The sequence below is a fragment of the Proteiniphilum propionicum genome (genome assembly GCF_022267555.1).
Classification (GTDB): Bacteria; Bacteroidota; Bacteroidia; order Bacteroidales; family Dysgonomonadaceae; genus Proteiniphilum; species Proteiniphilum propionicum.
The window spans coordinates 2,067,873-2,086,643 of sequence record NZ_CP073586.1; the positions used below are offsets into that span (position 1 = coordinate 2,067,873).

Sequence of the window (18,771 nt, forward strand, 5' to 3'; positions counted from 1 at the left end):
ACAAAATGAGGGAATGTTTCTTCCCTTTTTCTTATTTCAGGGATCCGTTATCAATTACTCATTTCAATCACATTGGCAGAACTGTTATTATCAATCCTTGTCTTGTATCCTGCAGGCGTTTTTAAAAGATAGTGGATATTATCTCCCTTGCGTTTCCATTCCAGACTTATTACTTTATCTTCAACAGGAATGGAGCCACTACAGTATTCCAGGTTGATATCGGAAAAACTGATGATAATCTCTTTGTTCAGGTAGTCAATATTGCTAATACCCAACATATCCCGATACAGAACATGGGCGATATATGAAGCGAAACCGTGATTACAGCTGGCCTGGTTATGCACATTCTCCCACAAAGTTCCGGTTCTCTCAGCCATATAGTAGAAATAATCTTCAATCTCGGATAGTAATTGTGGTTGCAACTTGTATCTTGAAAGTATATCCATACGAAGATAGTTTCCGATAAATGCATTTGCAACTGCCACATTTGAAAAAGTAGTTGTTTCATCTCTGTCAGGCCCGAAAACGGTTGCAATCTTTTTCCAAAGATCGGGATGTGACTCAGGTGTTGCAATGTTAAAGAAGAATGCGTAATATTGACATACTTCCGTGATCTGATCTGTCACCTTTAATATCCCATTTTCTCTTACTGCGTTATCAACAAAAAACTCTCCGTTGAAAGACTGTTTTTGAATCTGACGTTGTATATTCTCTGATTTTTTTTGCCACTCCTTATTTCCATAAAGATTAGCCGCACTAGCCAGGGCGGCACTATAGAGCATATTTGTGGGGTAGTTCACATCCTGTACCAGGCTGTTGGCTTTGGACCATTCCACGAAGATCCAGCTTTCCAGCTTTTCCAGCAACCCGTCCTCATTTTCGAATTTTTCGAAATACCCCAGCAGGTCGGTGATCCGCGTTCTCAGGTCTGACACAAGCTGCCTGTCACCTCCGCGCCGGGCATAATCATCGACTTGAATTATAAACCAGAGCGACCAGTTGGGAATGAATACCCCGTCGTTATGATCGGCAGGATAACACATGGGGATCATACCCTCAGGCAGGAATTCAAATTTCTCAGGCAGTGCGTAGTTCTCGTAAAAATTATGGGCCACTTTTGAATACCCGGTGAATTCTTTCTCCATGATCGCAGAGAAATAGCTGTCACAGAGCCAGCCGGCACGCTCCCGTGAGGGGCAATCCATAAAAATATCCAGGGCATTTTGCCGGTAGGTCTGTTTGGCCGCATCGTAAATCCGGTTCAATTTCTCGTTGCTGCAGGAGAAGGAGGCATCGGTACGGTCGGGAGATGCAAACTCCCTAAGGTAAACATCTTCCAATCGGCAGGCACCCTCTGTAACCATGACCTTTAAAAACTTAAATGTATAAGGGTCAAATGTTTCAATGGTGTACGCTCCGGGTTGAAGTTCATAAACTACCTGGTTGTTGACGTCAGCCATCCTTTTTTTACTGTTTACATCATTATCTGTTAGCATCTCATCGAAATGAAACCATATCTCTGTGGGCTCGGTACAACGTATCCGGGCTCCGATAAATCCGGTCTGGTTGATGCCGAAGTCGAGTATCGCAAATTCGTTAATACTTAGTTCAACGCTTGTGGAAGCATCATATGGAGTGTTCAGTTGATTTTTTGTTGTTGTCTGTAGCTCCTGAATACGTTGTGAAGGCATAACCTCCAGTTCTGTTTCAGCATAACCTTTGAATTGTTCGCCGATGTTTACCAGCGATCGGTCTTTGTAGTACTGAGCGGGAGTTTTTCTGGTAAAAGTACCCTTGGAAAATAGATGTACCGGTTTTAGCACAGTAAAGTCGGCTTGATCCACCCGTCTCGGTAACAGTTTTATCGGAGGAAATTGAACCAATTTAACCCTGCTAATTTCACAATTTTTATCTGCCCTCCACCGGTCGTATCCTTCTTCTAACCGGTAATACTCGGTAAAAGGACGTTGAAAGCTGTATCGTTCCACTTTCTGCAGCCGTTCCCTGATTTCGGTTGCTTCAAAATTACCGCCTTCACCAGTATGCAGCACCACATTACCGTCCACCTCTGCTTCAGCTTGCAGGAAAGAAGGCTGGTCGGTGGTGTAATAGCTATTCACGTTGTAACCGGCCACCTCAATAGCCACGATATTCTCTCCTTCTTGCATACGATCGGAGAGGTTATACCTATCAACCCGGAAATAACCGTGACCGGCGCGCGCCGGCCCTGAACCTACATACTCTCCGTTTAGATAGACCCGGTAAACGGTAGATGCAGCGATAAGCAAGTTTGCCTCTGCTTTGGGAGTGGCGGTAAAAATACCCCGGAAACCCAGTGTGAGGTTCATCTCTTTCTCCCTTCCTTCAGCCCATACAGGTGCTGATTGGTTCATCAGCAGATCACTTTCATTTTTTGAAGTTTGCCTGTTTTTGCAACTTTGTAAAGAAAGTGACAGAATGAAGGTGATAGAAAACAAGAGGATATAACCAATGATTTTTCCGCTTGGCCCGGATTTTGCTTTTCTGTTCATAGCGATATGTTTGTTGATATTAAAAATTATTTGATATGAGATCGTTCATCATCTTTATTATCTTGAATAAAAGAATGCTGCTTACTCAGCTTTTGCATCTATTTTGGCAGTATCTATATATCTCATATTTAGCTGTATGAGATAGTAATTAATGCATACGAAAGTTGGAATTATCATAAAAATATTTTTTAAATCTCAAGTAGCTGATTTGTGCCCAATTGATTTATAGTTTTTATCAAACAGATCATGTAGATCCAACATATGGCAAGAATTGAAATTGCGGAAAACTGGTTCCCGAAAAAGTCTGAAACGATACCCAGCAGGGGGGTAATAATTGCCCCGCCCGATACCCCTACAATCAGCAACGAAGAGATTTCGTCTGCTCTTTCAGGCAGAAGCTTCATCGATAGTGCAAAGATAATAGAAAAAAGATTGGCATAGCCTATTCCAAAAACAACCAGAGCGGCCATTATTCCGGAAACTGAGTTGAAAACCAAAATTCCTATAAATCCCAGAAAAGCTATTATTACACTATACTTGAAAAAAGTGCGCTCCGAATGCTTCATCAACAACAGGCCACCTGTAAAAGCCCCTATTGTACGCACCAGGAAATAGACACTGTTTCCCAAGATTGCTTTATGAAGGGGTATGCTGGTTTTTTCTATCAGATATTTAGGGAGTGTGGTATTTAATCCGACATCTACCCCTACCAGCACCACTATCCCGATAAAAAAGGCCAATAACTTTTTATTCTTTAAAAGAGATAATGTTTTCAGGAAGGAGAGTTGTTCCTTCGTTTTTCTTTTCCCCTCATCGATGGATGTGGTCCATAGCCATATTGCGGTGATGAGTGTTACCATTGCATAGGCAGGAAAAATATATTTCCAATCGAAGAATGCAGATGCAAGCCAGGAGACAATAATTGGTCCCGAAAGAGAGGATATTGCCTTGATAAACTGTCCCAATGTCAGGGCCCCGGTAACTTTCTCTTTTGAAACAACATTTGTAACCAAAGGGTTTAAAGCTACCTGAATCATGGTGTTCCCTATTCCAATCAGCCCGAAGGCAATTAGTACAGTTGTAAAACTATATGATATAACAGGAATTAGTAAGCCTGCAAAAGTAAAAGCAAAACTGATCTGGACCGTTTTTTTCCGTCCAATTCGGCACATTAAATGGCCTGTTGGGATAGATAACACAAAAAACCAGAAAAAACATGAAAAAGAGATTAAATTCACCAGGGAATCTGTGAGAGCCAGGTCGCTTTTCACATAATTAATGGCAATCCCTATTAAATCGACAAATCCCATGATGAAAAAGCCGGACATTACCGGTAACAGTTTCCTCATAGAAAGATTAGTGCCGGTCTCCTGATTATTAAAAGTGTTCATCTGATTTAATATATTTATCTGTTATTTAAATAATATTCAATTGATTGTATAAGAATATGAATCACCTTGATGTGTATTTCCTGAATTCTGTCAGAGAATTCGGAAAGGGGGGTGCAGATGGCAATATCTGATTTTACACTAAGTGCATTGTCACTCTCGCAGGTAAGCCCAACAACAATCATGTCTTTTTTTCTTGCAGCATCGGCTGCCTGAATAATGTTTTTGGAGTTTCCGCTGGTGCTGATGGCAAGAAGCACATCACCATTCCGACCGACACCTTCAACATATCTGGAGTAAATATCATCAAATGAGAAATCGTTCCCTACACAAGTAATATAAGCCGGATCATTGATCGCAATTGCCGGAAGTGACACTCTCTCTCTTCTGTATTTTCCTGTCAATTCTTCTGCGAAATGGGTTGCATCACACAATGAGCCGCCATTCCCGCAACTGATGATTTTATTCCCTTTTTTTAAAGCAGAAGCCATTGCCGATGCTGCACGTTTAATGGAGTCTATTGTGTTGGGGCGACTGATGAAGGCCTGCAGCATAACAAGCGATTCATCGAGGCTATTTCTGATCATTTTTTTCTGGTTTTTTGGGTTGTATATCTGACGCTATTGATACGGCTGCGTAATCGCCAATATTCTCTCCTAGTTCAGCCGGTTTAATCCGGCATACTTTGCGGGACAGGTATAAAGCCTCTTTCGCAATCACTTTCTCCATGACTGGTAAGAAAAGAGACACGTTTCTGGCATAGATACTCCCCAGAACAATACAATCTGGATTAAGAATATCGATCAGTATGGAAAGTCCCCTTCCTAAATAGACAGCTGAGATCTCCATTATTTCCAATGCCAGCGGGTCGCCTTTTTGTGCCTGTTCGGCGACCATCTTGGCTGAAACCCTGTCTATTTCGCCACGGGGGCACCATTGTACGGATCTGCCCATTTGATATTTTTCCAACAGTGCCATTTTTGCAAGTTGGGCAATTCCACCTCCACTTGCAAATCCTTCAAAGGAGCCTGCTTTCCCATAACCGACAGGTCCGAAGTCCGATAACCGGATATGTCCCACTTCGCCAGCATTGTCATTTGTTCCGCTGTATAGCTGGCCGTTAAGGATTATTCCGGCCCCCAATCCGGTGCCGAAAGTTAGAAATATCATATTCTTTGTACCTCTGCCTGCCCCAAATTGCCATTCAGCAAGTGCCGAGGCGTTGGCATCGTTTTGTATCGCGCAAGGGATCCCAAATTGTTCTGAGATCATTTTTACGAGGTGAATATTTTCCCATCCCGGTAAATTGGGAGGAGACATGATGATACCCTCTTCGCTGTTCAGCGGACCGCCGCAGCTGATGCCTATGGCGTGGGTATTATGTTGTCCCAGATTATTTTCTCTCATTATATCTTGCAGATGCAGAAAAATATTGTCGAGTGTTTTATCAACTGTAGATGTTTGAAAAGTTTTTTTCCCGGCAATATGAATATTTCCTGAAGATTCCTTTGCGTAAATAACCGCTGTTTTGGTGCCTCCAATATCTATTCCCAATAAATTTTTTTCCATTTCCGAATTACTGAATCATTTGTCCTGTTAATTTTTCCCGAATTTTGCAGGTCGTCCCAGAATCTGTCCCTTCCCGGCAATAGTGTCTTGTGAAAGACAGGTGGGAGAGATCAATGTTACGGCATGCCCCCCTAAGGTTTTGCCGAATTTATTGCATCGGAAGAGCAGGGGGGAGATCAATGTCCCGACATGCCAAGGCTATTACAAGCCTTTTCTTTTGTATCCGTCATATCAAATTCAAGCGTTCCTCCGTTTTGGATTTCTTCATAGGTTATTTTAAAAGAGTTCAGCGGTTTCCCGTTTAATGTCACCGACCGGACATACTTGTTGCTGTCGGACAGATTTTTAGCTTTCATCATGAACGTTTTCTGATTTGGCAGAAGAAGTGTGATCTCATGAAATTGCGGAGCCCCGATTAGATATTCTCCTGAAGCCGGATCGACCGGGTAAAAGCCGATAGCAGAAAAGATATACCAGGCCGACATCTGTCCGCAGTCATCGTTCCCGCTTAGCCCTTCGCGTGTGGGAAGATAAAACCTGTCAAACACCTGCCGTATAATTTCCTGTGTTTTATAAGGATGTCCGGTATAATTGTAAAGATAGGCAATATGGTGGCTGGGCTCATTCCCATGCGCATACTGGCCTATCATGCCTGTTACATCATCGTGGAACCCTCCTCCAAGTGAGCGTATATCTAAAAAGAAAAGCGAATCGAGTTTTTTCTCAAAATATTCTTTGCTTCCCATCAGGTGTAACAGTGCCGGAATATCGTGTTGAATATGCCAGGTGTACTGCCATGCATTTCCTTCTGTATAATCACCTCCACTGGTTGAAGCATGTGATAATAAAAAAGAATCGAAAGGAGTACGCCACTCCCCGTTTGAATCTTTTCCCCTCATAAATTTTGTGGAAGGGTCAAAAAGGTTTTTAAAGTTATCTGAACGTTTTTTGAAAAAAGCCTCTTTTTCGTGGTCATTGACTAATGCGGCCATCAAAGCAGCACAATAATCATCGTAACAATGCTCCAATGTTCGCGATACCGATTCTACCGGCAACAGGTCGAAAGGGTAATAGCCATATTTGTCATACATCTCCCAGTCGGATTTCGGATGAGGGGTGGTAAGCGACTGAAAAATGGCTTCTGCCGCAAGCTCTCTGTTTTCAGTAATGGTATTTTTCAGATATGCCTCGGCTACCACTGGTACTGCGTGATTTCCAATCATGCACCACGTTTCGTTCTGACCATATTCGTTGGTACATAAAACGCCCCTCTGGCGATATAGATCGAGCATCGACTGTACAAATCCGGCATTCTTGTCCGGATACATCAGCAGATAGAAAGGATGGGTTGCACGATATGTATCCCACAGGGAGAAGTTGGTATAACGTTCCTCACCGACCTCCATTAGTGTGCCGTCCGGTAGCCGGTAGCTTCCGTCCGTGTCAGTTATGATATTGGGCATCAACAAGGTATGGTACAGTGCGGTATAGAACGAAATTTTCTGTCCTTCATCCCGTGGAACCACTTTGATTCTGTGAAGATAGCTGTTCCAAATATCAGATGCTTCCGCTCTTACTCTCTCAAAATCCCATCCTGTCATTTCTTTCTCCATATTTCTTTCGGCACCATCGGTACTTACCGTAGACAGCGAAACCTTTACCATGAGCTTAGAGTCTTCCTCCGTGTCGAAACGAAGGAAAAATTTTACGTTTTCCCCCTCTGCCTGTTTCTTTTCAGAGATTATACCATCTGTAAAGGTGAAAACCTCCTTAACCGGTTTTGAAAAAACCGCATAAAAATACCAGGTATGATCGGAAACAAATCCGGTCGATCTCCTTTTTCCGATGACCGTTGTATCATTCAGCAAACGTAGAGATGATTCAACAGTCCGGTCATTGATCCCATGCTCCATGTCAATCACTAAAGCGGCCTTTTTCGAGGCAGGGTAGGTGTATCTATGGAACCCTGATCTCTCTGTTGCCGTTAACTCCACCTTGATCTGATGATCCTCCAAGAACACTTTGTAATAGCCGGGATTAGCCTCCTCGGAATCATGTGAAAAGGCAGAGCGATAACCGGTTGACGGGTCCTCTTTTTCACCTCGCGAAAAGGTCACATCCCCTGTTACCGGCATCAACATGATGTCCCCCATATCGGGACAGCCTGTACCGCTCAGATGGGTGTGAGAAAAACCGATGATGGATGAATCGCCTGCATAGTATCCTGAGCAATGCTCCCATTGGTCGGTTCCCGTATCCGGCCCCACCTGCACCATCCCAAAAGGCATTTGGGCAGCGGGGTGAGTATGTCCCACATATGATGTCCCGATAAACGGATTGGCATATTGTGTTAAATCGGTCTTTGTGTTGTGTGAACCCTGTTGTGAACAGGAGATGCACAACAGTATCAACGTAAAGGTAAGGATAGACTGTTTCATATGAAATTAATTTACATTAGGATAAGTCCACTGGATAGAATAGTCCATAGGCATCTTGCTGATGAGTAACAGGTTAAGCGGGACTCTTACAGCGTTAATTCTGTATCATTCCAGTTTGTTGCCCAGAGATATACGACCGTTCAGATCAATCAGTTCATAAATGACGGCACGCTCCATATCGCCCGAGTTGGGAGAATGGAAAGCTATCCGCAGTACACCTTCAAGATCTTCAAATATCATTGCATGTCCACCGCTGAAATTGTTAAGTGTCTCCTCTTCGTGTACCCACGGGCCTTCTATCTTTCCTGACTGGGAGCGTGCCACGCCGATGGCATAGTGATTATTTTTGCTTGTCCCCGACCAAATCATCAGTAAATCATTGTTTTTGGCCCTGTAAAGGAAAGGAGCGTCAGTTACATATGCACCTTCGGCGTTGATCGCTTTTGTCCAGGGCGCTTCACTGGCCGAAAAGAGGGTGATGGGATCCCCGGTGGTCGCGGTGAGATCTTTTGTTACTTTTTGTGCCAGGATACGCCCATCGGTCACCTGTAACCATTCGTGGCAATATACGATCCATGGCTGCCCCTCTTCATCGACCCATAAAGCAGCATCAAGAGCCATCTTGTCTATAGGTGTAATCGGTCCATTGACGAGGGGGATAAAATTTTTATCGGGTGTAGCGGATGTCAACACCGATGTACCCCGATGTCCTTCCCTGTTGCTGAAAGTGACAAACAGATAGTACTTTCCGTTATATTCATATTCGTCAGGTGCCCAATAATCTTTTACACCCCAAAAATTAGCGGAAGCGGTAAAGCTGTAACCCTCATTTTTCCAGTTTATTAGATCTTTGCTCGACAGGCATTGCAGATTTTTATATGTATATGGATTATAGTGGAGGAAGTAGGTCTTTGTTTTGTGATCTACAAAGATAAAAGGGTCTCTTATTTTTATGGAGTTTAATTTGACAGGGTATTCTTTATTATCTTCATCCTTCTGATTTTCCTGAGGGTTATTCTCATCATTGCACCCAGTACAGGAGAAAATTAATCCCGATAACAGGATGAAAACGAATAAAATGCTGTTGTGTCTGAAATTCATACTATTAAAATTATTCATATAATGTTATTTTACCTATTTTGTAGCGTTTTTTTCCGTCATCATTGTGATAGGGCAGTTCCAGTTCTGGGGTTCCGTCGAGTTTACCTACCGAGATATAGACATCATATACACCCGGCTTACAGGTCCTGAAAAATGGCCCTTTCGGATCATCCATCTGTTTGGCAACAATAAATCCGGAAGTGATTTTGCAGACAGGGGCCTTGCCTTCTTCTGCAGGGGGCATTGATTTTACATTAAAATCAGATTCAACCATAACCGATACAATACCCCCTTTATCGTCTTTTAATGTTAAGCATGGATAGCCGCCAGGGTAACAGGGTGCTACTCCTTTGTTTTGCCAGTTCCATTGCAACAGGAACAGTTCATTTTTTTTAATTTTTTTTGGATAAGCAATCGACTGTGCATGAATGCGATATCCCATTCGCCTGTTGATTTTATCAATTACATCACGGTTTTCTTCAAGAAGAAGCCTTGGCCATGTATGTATCGACATATAAGAAGCATGGTAATCTTCAATAGACTGCAGAAGCAGGTCTTTATTCCAGCTACCTCTCTTTTTTGACCCTTCGTAATGTTCGTGCTCCAGGATCACTGGCATTGTTGGCCAGAAAAGCTGGGCCATTTCACTGTGAAACCACTGTCTTGGAGCTTTTTGCACTAAAATACTGTCGTCACGCATCGTTACTCCTCTTGAAAAGGCATAATCAGAGATAGCGAAACGGCTGCCCGGTTCAGAGTCCCCCACAAAATCATCGGAGATACACAATCTGGTTTTTTTAAAGTGCTTGCAATAGATATCGATAATCTTTTTTTTGGTTTCGATATCCCATGTTTTACCATGCACCGGCGAGGTGATGACTGTATGGCCTTCTCCCCACATGCCAAAATGGCCGATATCGACAAATGCGATATTGGGATTGCCGTCGTAGCGTTCGGCCATCACCCGTACAAATTCATCTACCTTCTCGAGAAAAACAGGATCGGAATAGTCCGGCTCAAAGTAATCGTATGCACGATACTTTTTTGCTCCGGCATCGAAGACATATTGGGGGGTAGCCTGAGTCATCCAGTTTTCCGTAGCCGTAATGCGTATAGCCACCTTCTTACCCTTATCTGTCCAGCGTTGTGCAGGTGTATCCAGAATCTCCCAGGTGTATCTGTCTTCTTCGGGTTGAACAGCTACCCAGGGCACCCGGAGATAAACAGTACTGACGCCGGGGAAGTCATCCAATGTATCCCATGCCTCCAGTTTTGATCCGTAGTTAGCCAAGACATTGGAGTAGAAATGCATGGTCCAACCCATATCCGGATTGATTAATGCACCTCCATGATCTTTCGGATAAACGGTGTGCATCTCCCTGGTTTTGAGTAGGTCCTGAGCCATCACCTGACTGTTGAAAGAGAGCACGAAAAGTAAAAATGAAATAATTAGTAAGTCGTTTTTATATTGTGCAGTATTTGTCATATTCAATCAATTAAACAATATTGTACGGGTTGATTAGCACTCCCGGAACCGGAGTATAACTCTCTTCCGGAACAGCTTACAGAGAGGCTAAAACGAGGTTACTTATCGCTTCTGAATGAGCCGGCGGGTAAGCCATAGGCATTATACAGGGATCCTTTCACATAGTTTCGAAACCCATATCTGACATACCGTGGCCTTTCAACCTCTATTGAAGAGACTTCAATCTTATTCCAAAAATTGGTAACTACAGCTTTTGCCGGGAAGAATTTTTTATCTTCTCCTGCTACTTCAAAGCCTTCCAGCTCTACAAACATAGGGTAGAGCCCGTGTTCTGCATTTTTGAAGCTCACTATCAGTTTATCTTCCTTTATTTCAATATCACTCATGACAGGTCCGTCGCAAGGGATATTTTCATAATTGTAGGCTTTGTTTAAAGCCTGGTAAGCTAAACGTTTGCCAACTATTTCTTTTTTGGCAGGATGTATGCACTGTAACTCGCCTGCATCAAGTGTCACTGCCATGCCTGTATTGGGTACTGCATCAAGACACTTCATTTGCGCTTCCCGCAAGTAAGCACTCTCTCTCTTCATGGGATCATCATACTGGAAGGGTGCGATCTGAACAAAGTAGAAAGGTAGTTCTTCACCCCCGCCAAAAAGATCTCTCCATTCTGATACAAGATCTGTAAAGAGAGATGTATAGTGCTGATAGACAGGGATATTGCTCTCGCCTTGATACCATATAAAACCCTTTACAGAGTAATTCACAACAGGCAACAGCATGCCATTGTAGAGCAGTGTCGGAATTTGTTGAGGCACTTGTGGATGGATCTCAATATTGGAGAGGTCAATATGGTCGTACTTTTTTAAATTTTCTTTACTCATCCATGTTTCTATTGATGAGCCTCCCCAGCTGAAATGCACAATCCCGATCGGAATTTTCAGTACATCCTGTAATGTTTTTGCAAAAAAATATCCAATAGCGCTAAAATCACCGGTAGTTGATACCGATGCCTGTTCCCACTGTCCGGCAACATCCTCCTGAGGTGTGAGCGCAGGAGTTTGTTTTGCAGTATACATATGTATAGAGGGGTAGCTTTGTGATTCGATAATTGCATCGATAGAGTTTTCCACCGGCTGGCCGGTGAAGCCTTTAACAGGCATCTCCGTGTTCGATTGTCCTGAACAGATCCATACATCTCCCAGAAAGATGTTTTGCAATACTTTCTTTTCTTTCTTCGACTCGATGGTCATGTTGTAGGGACCACCGGCTTCGGTGGTCTCTACAAACAATTCCCATTTTCCTTCTTTGTCGACTGATACTTTATACTCTTTCCCATTCCAGCCGGTTGTAATCTTTAATAAGCTGCCGGTGTCTGTTTTGCCCCATATACGGGCCTGGGAATTACGTTGAAGCACCATATTGTCACTGATTATCGATGGCAGGTGTATATCAGCGTAAATAAATGATAGTGAGCCTGTAATCAATAAAACCAAAAGGATTGTCTTTTTCATTTTTATACGTTTTTTTATTCAATTAGTTCCATCCGGGATTTTGAAAATCTATACCAGTCAGATTTTTCAGCCTGATCACCTCATCGCCAGGTATAGGAAACACCAAATGGCGTTCGTTGTTGGCTACCCGTTCATTATCAACTACAAAGCGGGTATATACCGGTTTCTGGTTGACCATTTCACACGACATGCCTGTTACTACACGATCGGTTTTGTCCAGGATATTCCAACGTCGAACATCGAAGAAGCGGTGCTCTTCAAAAGCCAGTTCAACACGTCGTTCGTTACGGACACGCTCCCTGAACTCATCTTTGCTGATACCCAGGGGAATTGCCTTCATATTCACACGGCTTCTTACCTGGTTGACCAGGTTTATTGCTTCTACAGGAGCTGTGCCTGATGCAGATGCTTCATTTATTGCCTCTGCTGCATTTAAGTAGAGTTCAGCTAAACGAAATAGTTTAAAATAACCATCTTTATTTGTATTCTTGTTTGAATCAAAATGCGAATATTTTCTTAGATAGTAACCTGTTCGAGTGTGCATTGAACTGTTTGATTTCAATTCGCAATTACCTCCCGGATATGTCCATACGAAGCTGTTGGGATTGTTCAGATTAAATCGTGAACCATTATAGTAGATAGAAGCCTTCAGACGAGGGTCTCTGTTTTCGTACGGTTTGCCTTCATCATATAGGGTCGCTTCGGGATTGATGATGGGGTGTAAATGATCCTCATCGGAATATCCTAAGATTGGACGTACACCGTCAATTGTTTCGTAAGAGTCAATCAACTCCTGAGAAGGGCTGATCCCTGCTTTTTCCATTCCGTTCACGACTGGCAAACCGTGGTATTTGAAAATCTGCAAGCGTCCGCCGGTCTGGTATATCGTCTCTCTGTCACTTCCGCCGTTCACTTCCATGGGAGTATAAAAGTACACGTCGTATGCTGAGTGTCCGAACTGTGCTCCGGGGTAGCTGCGGAACAGTGAATAGCCTTTTGAAGTACATGCATTCAACGACTCTTTGGTTATCCTGGCTGCATCTTCCCAGGTAATGGTACCGTCGTTCCATTTTGGGCTGGCTGCATATAGAGCTGCCTGCGAGCGGACAGCGTGAACAACAGCTTTGGAGAGGCGGCCTCTGTCGTTTTCAACATTACCCGGGCGCCAGGTCAATTCCTGGTCGGATGCTTTAAGTGCTTCATTGCAATCACTGATGATCTGTTTAGCACATTCGGCAAACGAATTTTTCTTCAGCACTGAATAGTCAAACTCCTTGGATGAAGGTTCCAGAATAATTGGAACCCCGCCTTGCCTTTTGATCAATTGAAGATAGTAGAAAGCTCTTAAAGCATACGCCTGGGCTCTCCAGCTGTTACGGTCTATTGTGCTGCTTATGACCGCATCATCGATATTGCTTAAAAACACGTTGCAGTAATTGATTGCTGTCCAGTAATGATTCCATGTTACATAGCCGTTTTCAATAGGATTGTAATACGGGGTCAACTGGCCTGTAAACCATTTTGAAGCGCTGCCGTGAAGCACATCGTTAGTGTCATAACTCTCATCGCTAAATGCTGCCAATAAAGTAGCTCCCGGGTACTCGGTACCATAAGGCCGTATATATGCATAACAACGGTTCAGATAAGCAGCTGTTTTCTTATCGTTCTGGAAGATCTCTTCAAAAGATATTCTCCCATCTTCAAATCGTTCGATATCTACGCATGATGAAGCACCAAACAACAGACATCCGGATAGTAATATAGTTGTAATTTTAGATCTCATACTATTTAATTTTAGAATACAATATTTAACCCAAGATTATACGTTCTGTAATGAGGATAGTTATTCAACGTAACTGATTCGGGATCCAGATCCTTGAACTTACGATCATTGATTGTAAGCAGGTTGGTACCGTTCAAATAGAATCGAATCTTATCGGTATGTAGTTTCTGGCAAAAGTCTGCCGGCAATGTGTATCCTAATTCAAGATTTTTTAATCTGAAATAGTTATTGCTAAGGATAAAGAAGCTGTTTGCCTGTGTACTCGAACTTTGCTTGGTAGATAATGCAGGGTAAGAGATTTTGTCGCCATTGGCATATGCTTCAGGCGTCCATGCATTTTTGTGATGGCCGAAGTAGGTGCCGTTCCCGTAGAATTCGTATATACCCATGCCATTGAAGTAATTGCTTGAGTGCGATACACCTTGCATCAGTGCATACAGATCGAAGCTTTTATACGCAACGCCTAAATTAAAAGAGTAGGATATTTCGGGCAGCGTATTGTATTTGACAGGTGCCAAATCCTGGTTGTTGATCACTCCGTCGATGTTCAGGTCCTTGTATATGAAATCTCCCACACGAGGTTGTACTCCATCATAGACTAAGCCACTGTTTTTTATCTCCTCTTTAGAGTTGAAAAAACCGTTACCGTTCGAATAATCGATCAGATAGCCAAATTGTTGACCTATTGCATATCCTGTGCTGCGGAACGGATAAGCAAAGTTGCTTTCTGTTCTGTCTACTTCGTGTGCTTCGAGGACTTTGTTGCGGTTAAAGGCAAGTGCACTACCGGCTGTAATATGAAGCTCCTGGTTGATATCTTTGTCGTAAAGAAGTTCCAGTTCAAAACCTTTATTCTGCACTTTCCCCGCATTTTCATACGGCAGGCGGTCCGTTGCGATACCATGTAATGCCGGAAGCAGATTATCCTTGATAAGTATATGGTCTGTTCTGTGCAGATAGTAATCGAAATTTACTGTTAACGAATTAAACAATCCTAACGATAAACCATAGTTTTGTTGTCTCGAATCTTCCCATTGCAGGAGAGGGTTACCTCTTAATCCTTCATGTATTAATGCTCCCGAATATAAGCTTTGGATATATCCGCCGCTGCCCAGGCGTATATCATCTTCATACATATAACGTCCGCCCGGTATTTGATCATTCCCTACCTTGCCATATGAAGCCTTCACCTTCAAGTAAGTCAGCCAGTCGCCGTATTTATCTTTTATAAATTCCTCATTCGACAAAACCCAGGCTGCCGAGAGAGTAGGGAAGAAGCCAAAACGGTTGTCGCGTTTGAATTGATCTGAACTCATCAAGCTTCCATCAAACTGTACAAAATAACGATTGTCATACCCATACTTGCCGTGAAGGCTGAACGCAAGATAATCGTAAGGCAGAAACTGATCACCGCCACCTTCTCTTATTACATTTTGTGCAAAATAGTTTGCGAAGGCATCGATCTTATGTACTGTATTGAAGGTACGTTCGTAATTCAAAAATCCGTTGAAATTCAAAAAATAACGGTAGTTTGAACCTTTGTTTAAAGTGAGTTCCGAATCTATCCATGTGCCATAAGGGATAAATTCCAGTTCATTTGGTTTATCTTCGTTTCTTATGTATCGTGCATAAGTTTGATTACCGAAAATACCGCTTTGTTGCCTGGACTCGTATCCTACAGTACCATTAAGAGACAAACCTTTTGTAATGAAATCCAATCCCCAGCGTAAACCCAGGGCAACGTTGATATTGGTCTCTGTAAATCTTTGATAGCCGCTGCGGTTAAGGCTCCCATAAACTGAATTGGTATTCCAAGGGGAGACAATCACCCCGTTATCGGTTGTTACAGGCCCATACTCTGTTGCCGGTGTTTTGAAAATGCCGTCGAAAATAGTGCTTGTGCCTACTGGAGGATTATTGGTCCTTTTAACAATCACCATCTGGTTAAGGAATGCATCGAGGTTGGGCAAGAGGTTAATATCAAGGTTTGTCCTTTCGTTGAACCTTTTCATATATTTTGAAGGATCGGAATTGTCGGTCCCTTCAATGTTGAAGAGGCTGTTCTGATCGATATATCCTGCATTGATGAAATATCTGATACGATCGCTACCTCCGGTGATATTCATATTATGACGATGCATAAATGCGGAGCTTTTCAGATACTTGCCATACCAGTTGTTGTCAGGGAAAAGGTCCCTGTTTTCACCACTTCTGTATGATTCGATTTCTGCATCACTGTATTCAATAGGAAGATTGTCATTTTTTAATGCCTGATTCCTCAATTCAGCATACTCCCAGCTATGAAGAGGTTTTGCCTTAACAGTAGGTTGCTGAATGGAGAAATCAGATGAATAGGAGACTTGCGGCTTACCATATACTCCTCTTTTGGTAGTAATGATGATAGCGCCCGAGCTGGCCTGGAATCCGTAAAGGGCGGTTGCGGCCGCATCCTTTAAAACGGTGATGGATTCAACTGTTTTGGGATCTATCATATTCAAATCAATAGTGGGAGACACGATGCCATCAATCACAAATACGGGACTATTTCCACTCATGGTATTTCTACCTCTGATAAAAAGTGCAGCTCCATCGCTGTTTGGTTCGCTTCCACCTTGTAATACCGTTAATCCAGCCAGTTTCCCTGTTAAAGAACCGGTAAATCCGCTTGAAGGATACTTTTCAAGCTCTTCGCCGCTGACAGTAGAAAATGAACCGGTAATCTCAGCTCTTTTTTCATTTTTCATCATAGCCAGAGGAATCATTTTATCCCGGCTATGTGCATCTTTTTGTAACTTAACCGTAACATTTTCATCAATCGCTACTCGTTGTGATTGAAACCCGTCACACTCTATCGTGATATCAGTAAAGTGGTAGGGTATATCTACACTGAACCCGCCCGACTTATTGGTAAAAAAGGTTTTTCCCAGTTCGGGGAAATAGATCTTTTTTAACGATAAAGGTTTGCCGTGCTGATCCAGCACAACTCCATTCACTGTTTTGGAGAGTTCATTCTGTTCAACAGAAAATCTTTCCGTTCTTAAAGCTGTGGCTGCTGAGACATAAACAGTTGTCATAGAGCCTATCAGCAGTAAGCAAATTAATTTATATATTGTATTCTTCATTACTGTAAATTCTTTTGTGATTACCATCCCGGGTTTTGCCATTTTATTCCTGTTTGTGATTCAAGTTTTGATACTTCTTCCAAAGGAATTGGCAGTAAGTGATATTTGCTTTCATACGACATTTTACTTGGAACCGAAGGATCCTGAGTCCCTACTAATATTCTTTTATAGCTGAAAGATCCATCTTGATTCCTCGTTATTTGCATGCCTGTGCTGAACTTTTCATTGATAAGGTCTTCACCGGGTAAAGCCCATCTTCTGCAGTCGAAATATCTATACTCTTCATATGACAGCTCCACCCTTCTTTCATGACGTACCAAAAGTACAGCCTCTTTTTTGTCAGGTGCTTTTACATCAACGGTAGTAGAAAATCCGGCTCTGTGACGAATCTTGTTTACATATTTCATTGCTTCATCGAGGTGCCCGCTTTCGGCTGCAGCTTCGGCAAAGTTCAGATATACGGCACCCAGCCTGTAATGTTTCCATGTGCCGTCGTCCTGACTTGTCGGGTTTGACATGGGGTGCATAAATTTCTTTGCATAATATCCGGTGCGTGTGTTAGAGCGCAATGAAGGATGAATAGAACAATTACCTCCAACAAAAGTTTCAATAACAGTTGGTGTTCCGTTCATAATCTTCTTACTGCCATTGTGGTAGACTGTGGCATAGAAGCGAGGGTCTCTGTTCGCATAAGGATTTTGGGGATCATATCCAGATTCAGGATTGTAATTAGGTTTTAACTTAGTCTCGTCCTGGTAGGGTTTTTCCAGATTCAGTACAGACTTGCCTGTATTAAGGATATCGTATGCATCAACCAGTTCCTGTGTGGGTACTGTCCCCGCCATATAGCCGCCATCAATGGGGAATCCTCTGATCACTACATGAGGAGGCACCAGGTGGTACCCCTGCCAGATAGTCTCTTTATCGTGTGGATTGGGGCTTAAATCAGCTCTTTGTACAAAGTACTCTTCATATGCTGACTTATATAGTTCGGGATTTTGGATCTTGTCGTAAAGTTCAAAACCGTTAGCTTCAAGAAGTTGTACACTCTGTTTGTTAACCTCGTATGCCCAGTCCCATAATTTTTTTCCGTCGTTGAAACGAGGGCTTGCGGCATATATACTGGCTTCTGAACGAATTGCTGCAGCAATGGCTTTGGTCATACGGTGAATTTCTGCCATAGAGGTAATTCTCCATGGAAGATATTTGGACTCTAAAGCCTGGTCACAGTCGGCCACAATCTGGCGTGCGCAATCTTCAAAGCTGTCCTTTTTCAGTTTAGAATAATCGTAGTCTAATGATACTGGTTCTGTAAAGATGGGTATATTGCCATACCATTTCACCATTTGCAGGTAGAAATATGCTCTTAGAACATGAGCTTCTGCTGTCCATCTATCTCTTACCTCCTCCGATTCCACAGCTGCTGAGGGAATCTGTTCCAAGAAAGTATTAATCAAACGTATTTGAGCCCAGTAATTTTTCCAGTATAATCCATCCATTGAAGGGATATTGGGCTCTTCAATCGGGTGCCTGTTGGCACTGGCCATTCCTTTGTAAAGGTGGGCAAGCTGCAACCCCTGGTTATCATCACAATCCCAGTTATCATCGCTCACTCCATTGGGAATATTGGTCCAGAAAAAGTACCAGTACCCTTTTTTGGGAATGTTATTGTAACAGTTACTCAGATATTTTCCAGTCAGTACGGGATCCTCAAAGACTGCATCAAGTGAAGTTCTTCCGTCGGGGGCTTTATCAAGTTCGCTGTTGCAGGATGCAACCAATAAAGCCAAAAAAGCGACAAAAACGCTAAATATATAATGTTTATTCATTATTGTTTGT

11 protein-coding genes are annotated in these 18,771 nt (G+C 42.7%); all 11 read right to left on the minus strand.

Annotation, left to right across the window (positions count from 1 at the left end; translation table 11 throughout):
• Nucleotides 1-50: 50 nt before the first annotated feature.
• Nucleotides 51-2,531 carry an alpha-L-rhamnosidase-related protein gene (locus KDN43_RS08500; protein WP_238841543.1) on the minus strand — a complete coding sequence of 827 codons (2,481 nt, stop codon included), beginning with the start codon at nucleotides 2,529-2,531 and terminating at the stop codon, nucleotides 51-53.
• Nucleotides 2,532-2,719: 188 nt separating this feature from the next.
• Nucleotides 2,720-3,922 (minus strand): MFS transporter, encoded by a 1,203-nt coding sequence (locus tag KDN43_RS08505; protein ID WP_238841544.1) that lies wholly within the window; start codon nucleotides 3,920-3,922, stop codon nucleotides 2,720-2,722.
• A 14-nt stretch (nucleotides 3,923-3,936) separates the two neighbouring features.
• Nucleotides 3,937-4,506 (minus strand): SIS domain-containing protein, encoded by a 570-nt coding sequence (locus KDN43_RS08510; protein ID WP_238841545.1) that lies wholly within the window; start codon nucleotides 4,504-4,506, stop codon nucleotides 3,937-3,939.
• Nucleotides 4,493-5,488, minus strand: coding sequence for an ROK family protein (locus KDN43_RS08515; protein ID WP_238841546.1), 996 nt, complete (start codon nucleotides 5,486-5,488; stop codon nucleotides 4,493-4,495). The genes KDN43_RS08510 and KDN43_RS08515 overlap by 14 nt, the downstream gene beginning before the upstream one ends.
• 176 nt (nucleotides 5,489-5,664) lie before the next feature.
• Nucleotides 5,665-7,926, minus strand: a complete 2,262-nt coding sequence (locus KDN43_RS08520) for a GH92 family glycosyl hydrolase (protein WP_238841547.1) — start codon at nucleotides 7,924-7,926, stop codon at nucleotides 5,665-5,667.
• A gap of 105 nt (nucleotides 7,927-8,031) precedes the next feature.
• A complete protein-coding gene (locus KDN43_RS08525; RefSeq protein WP_238841548.1) occupies nucleotides 8,032-9,045 on the minus strand; it encodes a glycoside hydrolase family 43 protein in 1,014 nt (337 codons plus the stop codon).
• Nucleotides 9,038-10,513 carry a DUF4832 domain-containing protein gene (locus KDN43_RS08530; RefSeq protein WP_238841549.1) on the minus strand — a complete coding sequence of 492 codons (1,476 nt, stop codon included), beginning with the start codon at nucleotides 10,511-10,513 and terminating at the stop codon, nucleotides 9,038-9,040. Before KDN43_RS08530 ends, KDN43_RS08525 begins: the two co-directional genes overlap by 8 nt.
• 98 nt (nucleotides 10,514-10,611) lie before the next feature.
• Entirely contained in the window at nucleotides 10,612-12,027 is a 1,416-nt protein-coding gene (locus KDN43_RS08535; protein WP_238841550.1) for a sialate O-acetylesterase, read from the minus strand.
• A gap of 22 nt (nucleotides 12,028-12,049) precedes the next feature.
• Nucleotides 12,050-13,810, minus strand: a complete 1,761-nt coding sequence (locus tag KDN43_RS08540; RefSeq protein ID WP_238841551.1) for a RagB/SusD family nutrient uptake outer membrane protein — start codon at nucleotides 13,808-13,810, stop codon at nucleotides 12,050-12,052.
• A gap of 11 nt (nucleotides 13,811-13,821) precedes the next feature.
• Nucleotides 13,822-16,932, minus strand: a complete 3,111-nt coding sequence (locus KDN43_RS08545) for a SusC/RagA family TonB-linked outer membrane protein (protein ID WP_238841552.1) — start codon at nucleotides 16,930-16,932, stop codon at nucleotides 13,822-13,824.
• Nucleotides 16,933-16,952: 20 nt separating this feature from the next.
• Nucleotides 16,953-18,761: a RagB/SusD family nutrient uptake outer membrane protein gene (locus KDN43_RS08550; RefSeq protein WP_238841553.1), complete on the minus strand. Its 1,809-nt coding sequence runs from the start codon at nucleotides 18,759-18,761 to the stop codon at nucleotides 16,953-16,955.
• Nucleotides 18,762-18,771 lie beyond the last annotated feature (10 nt).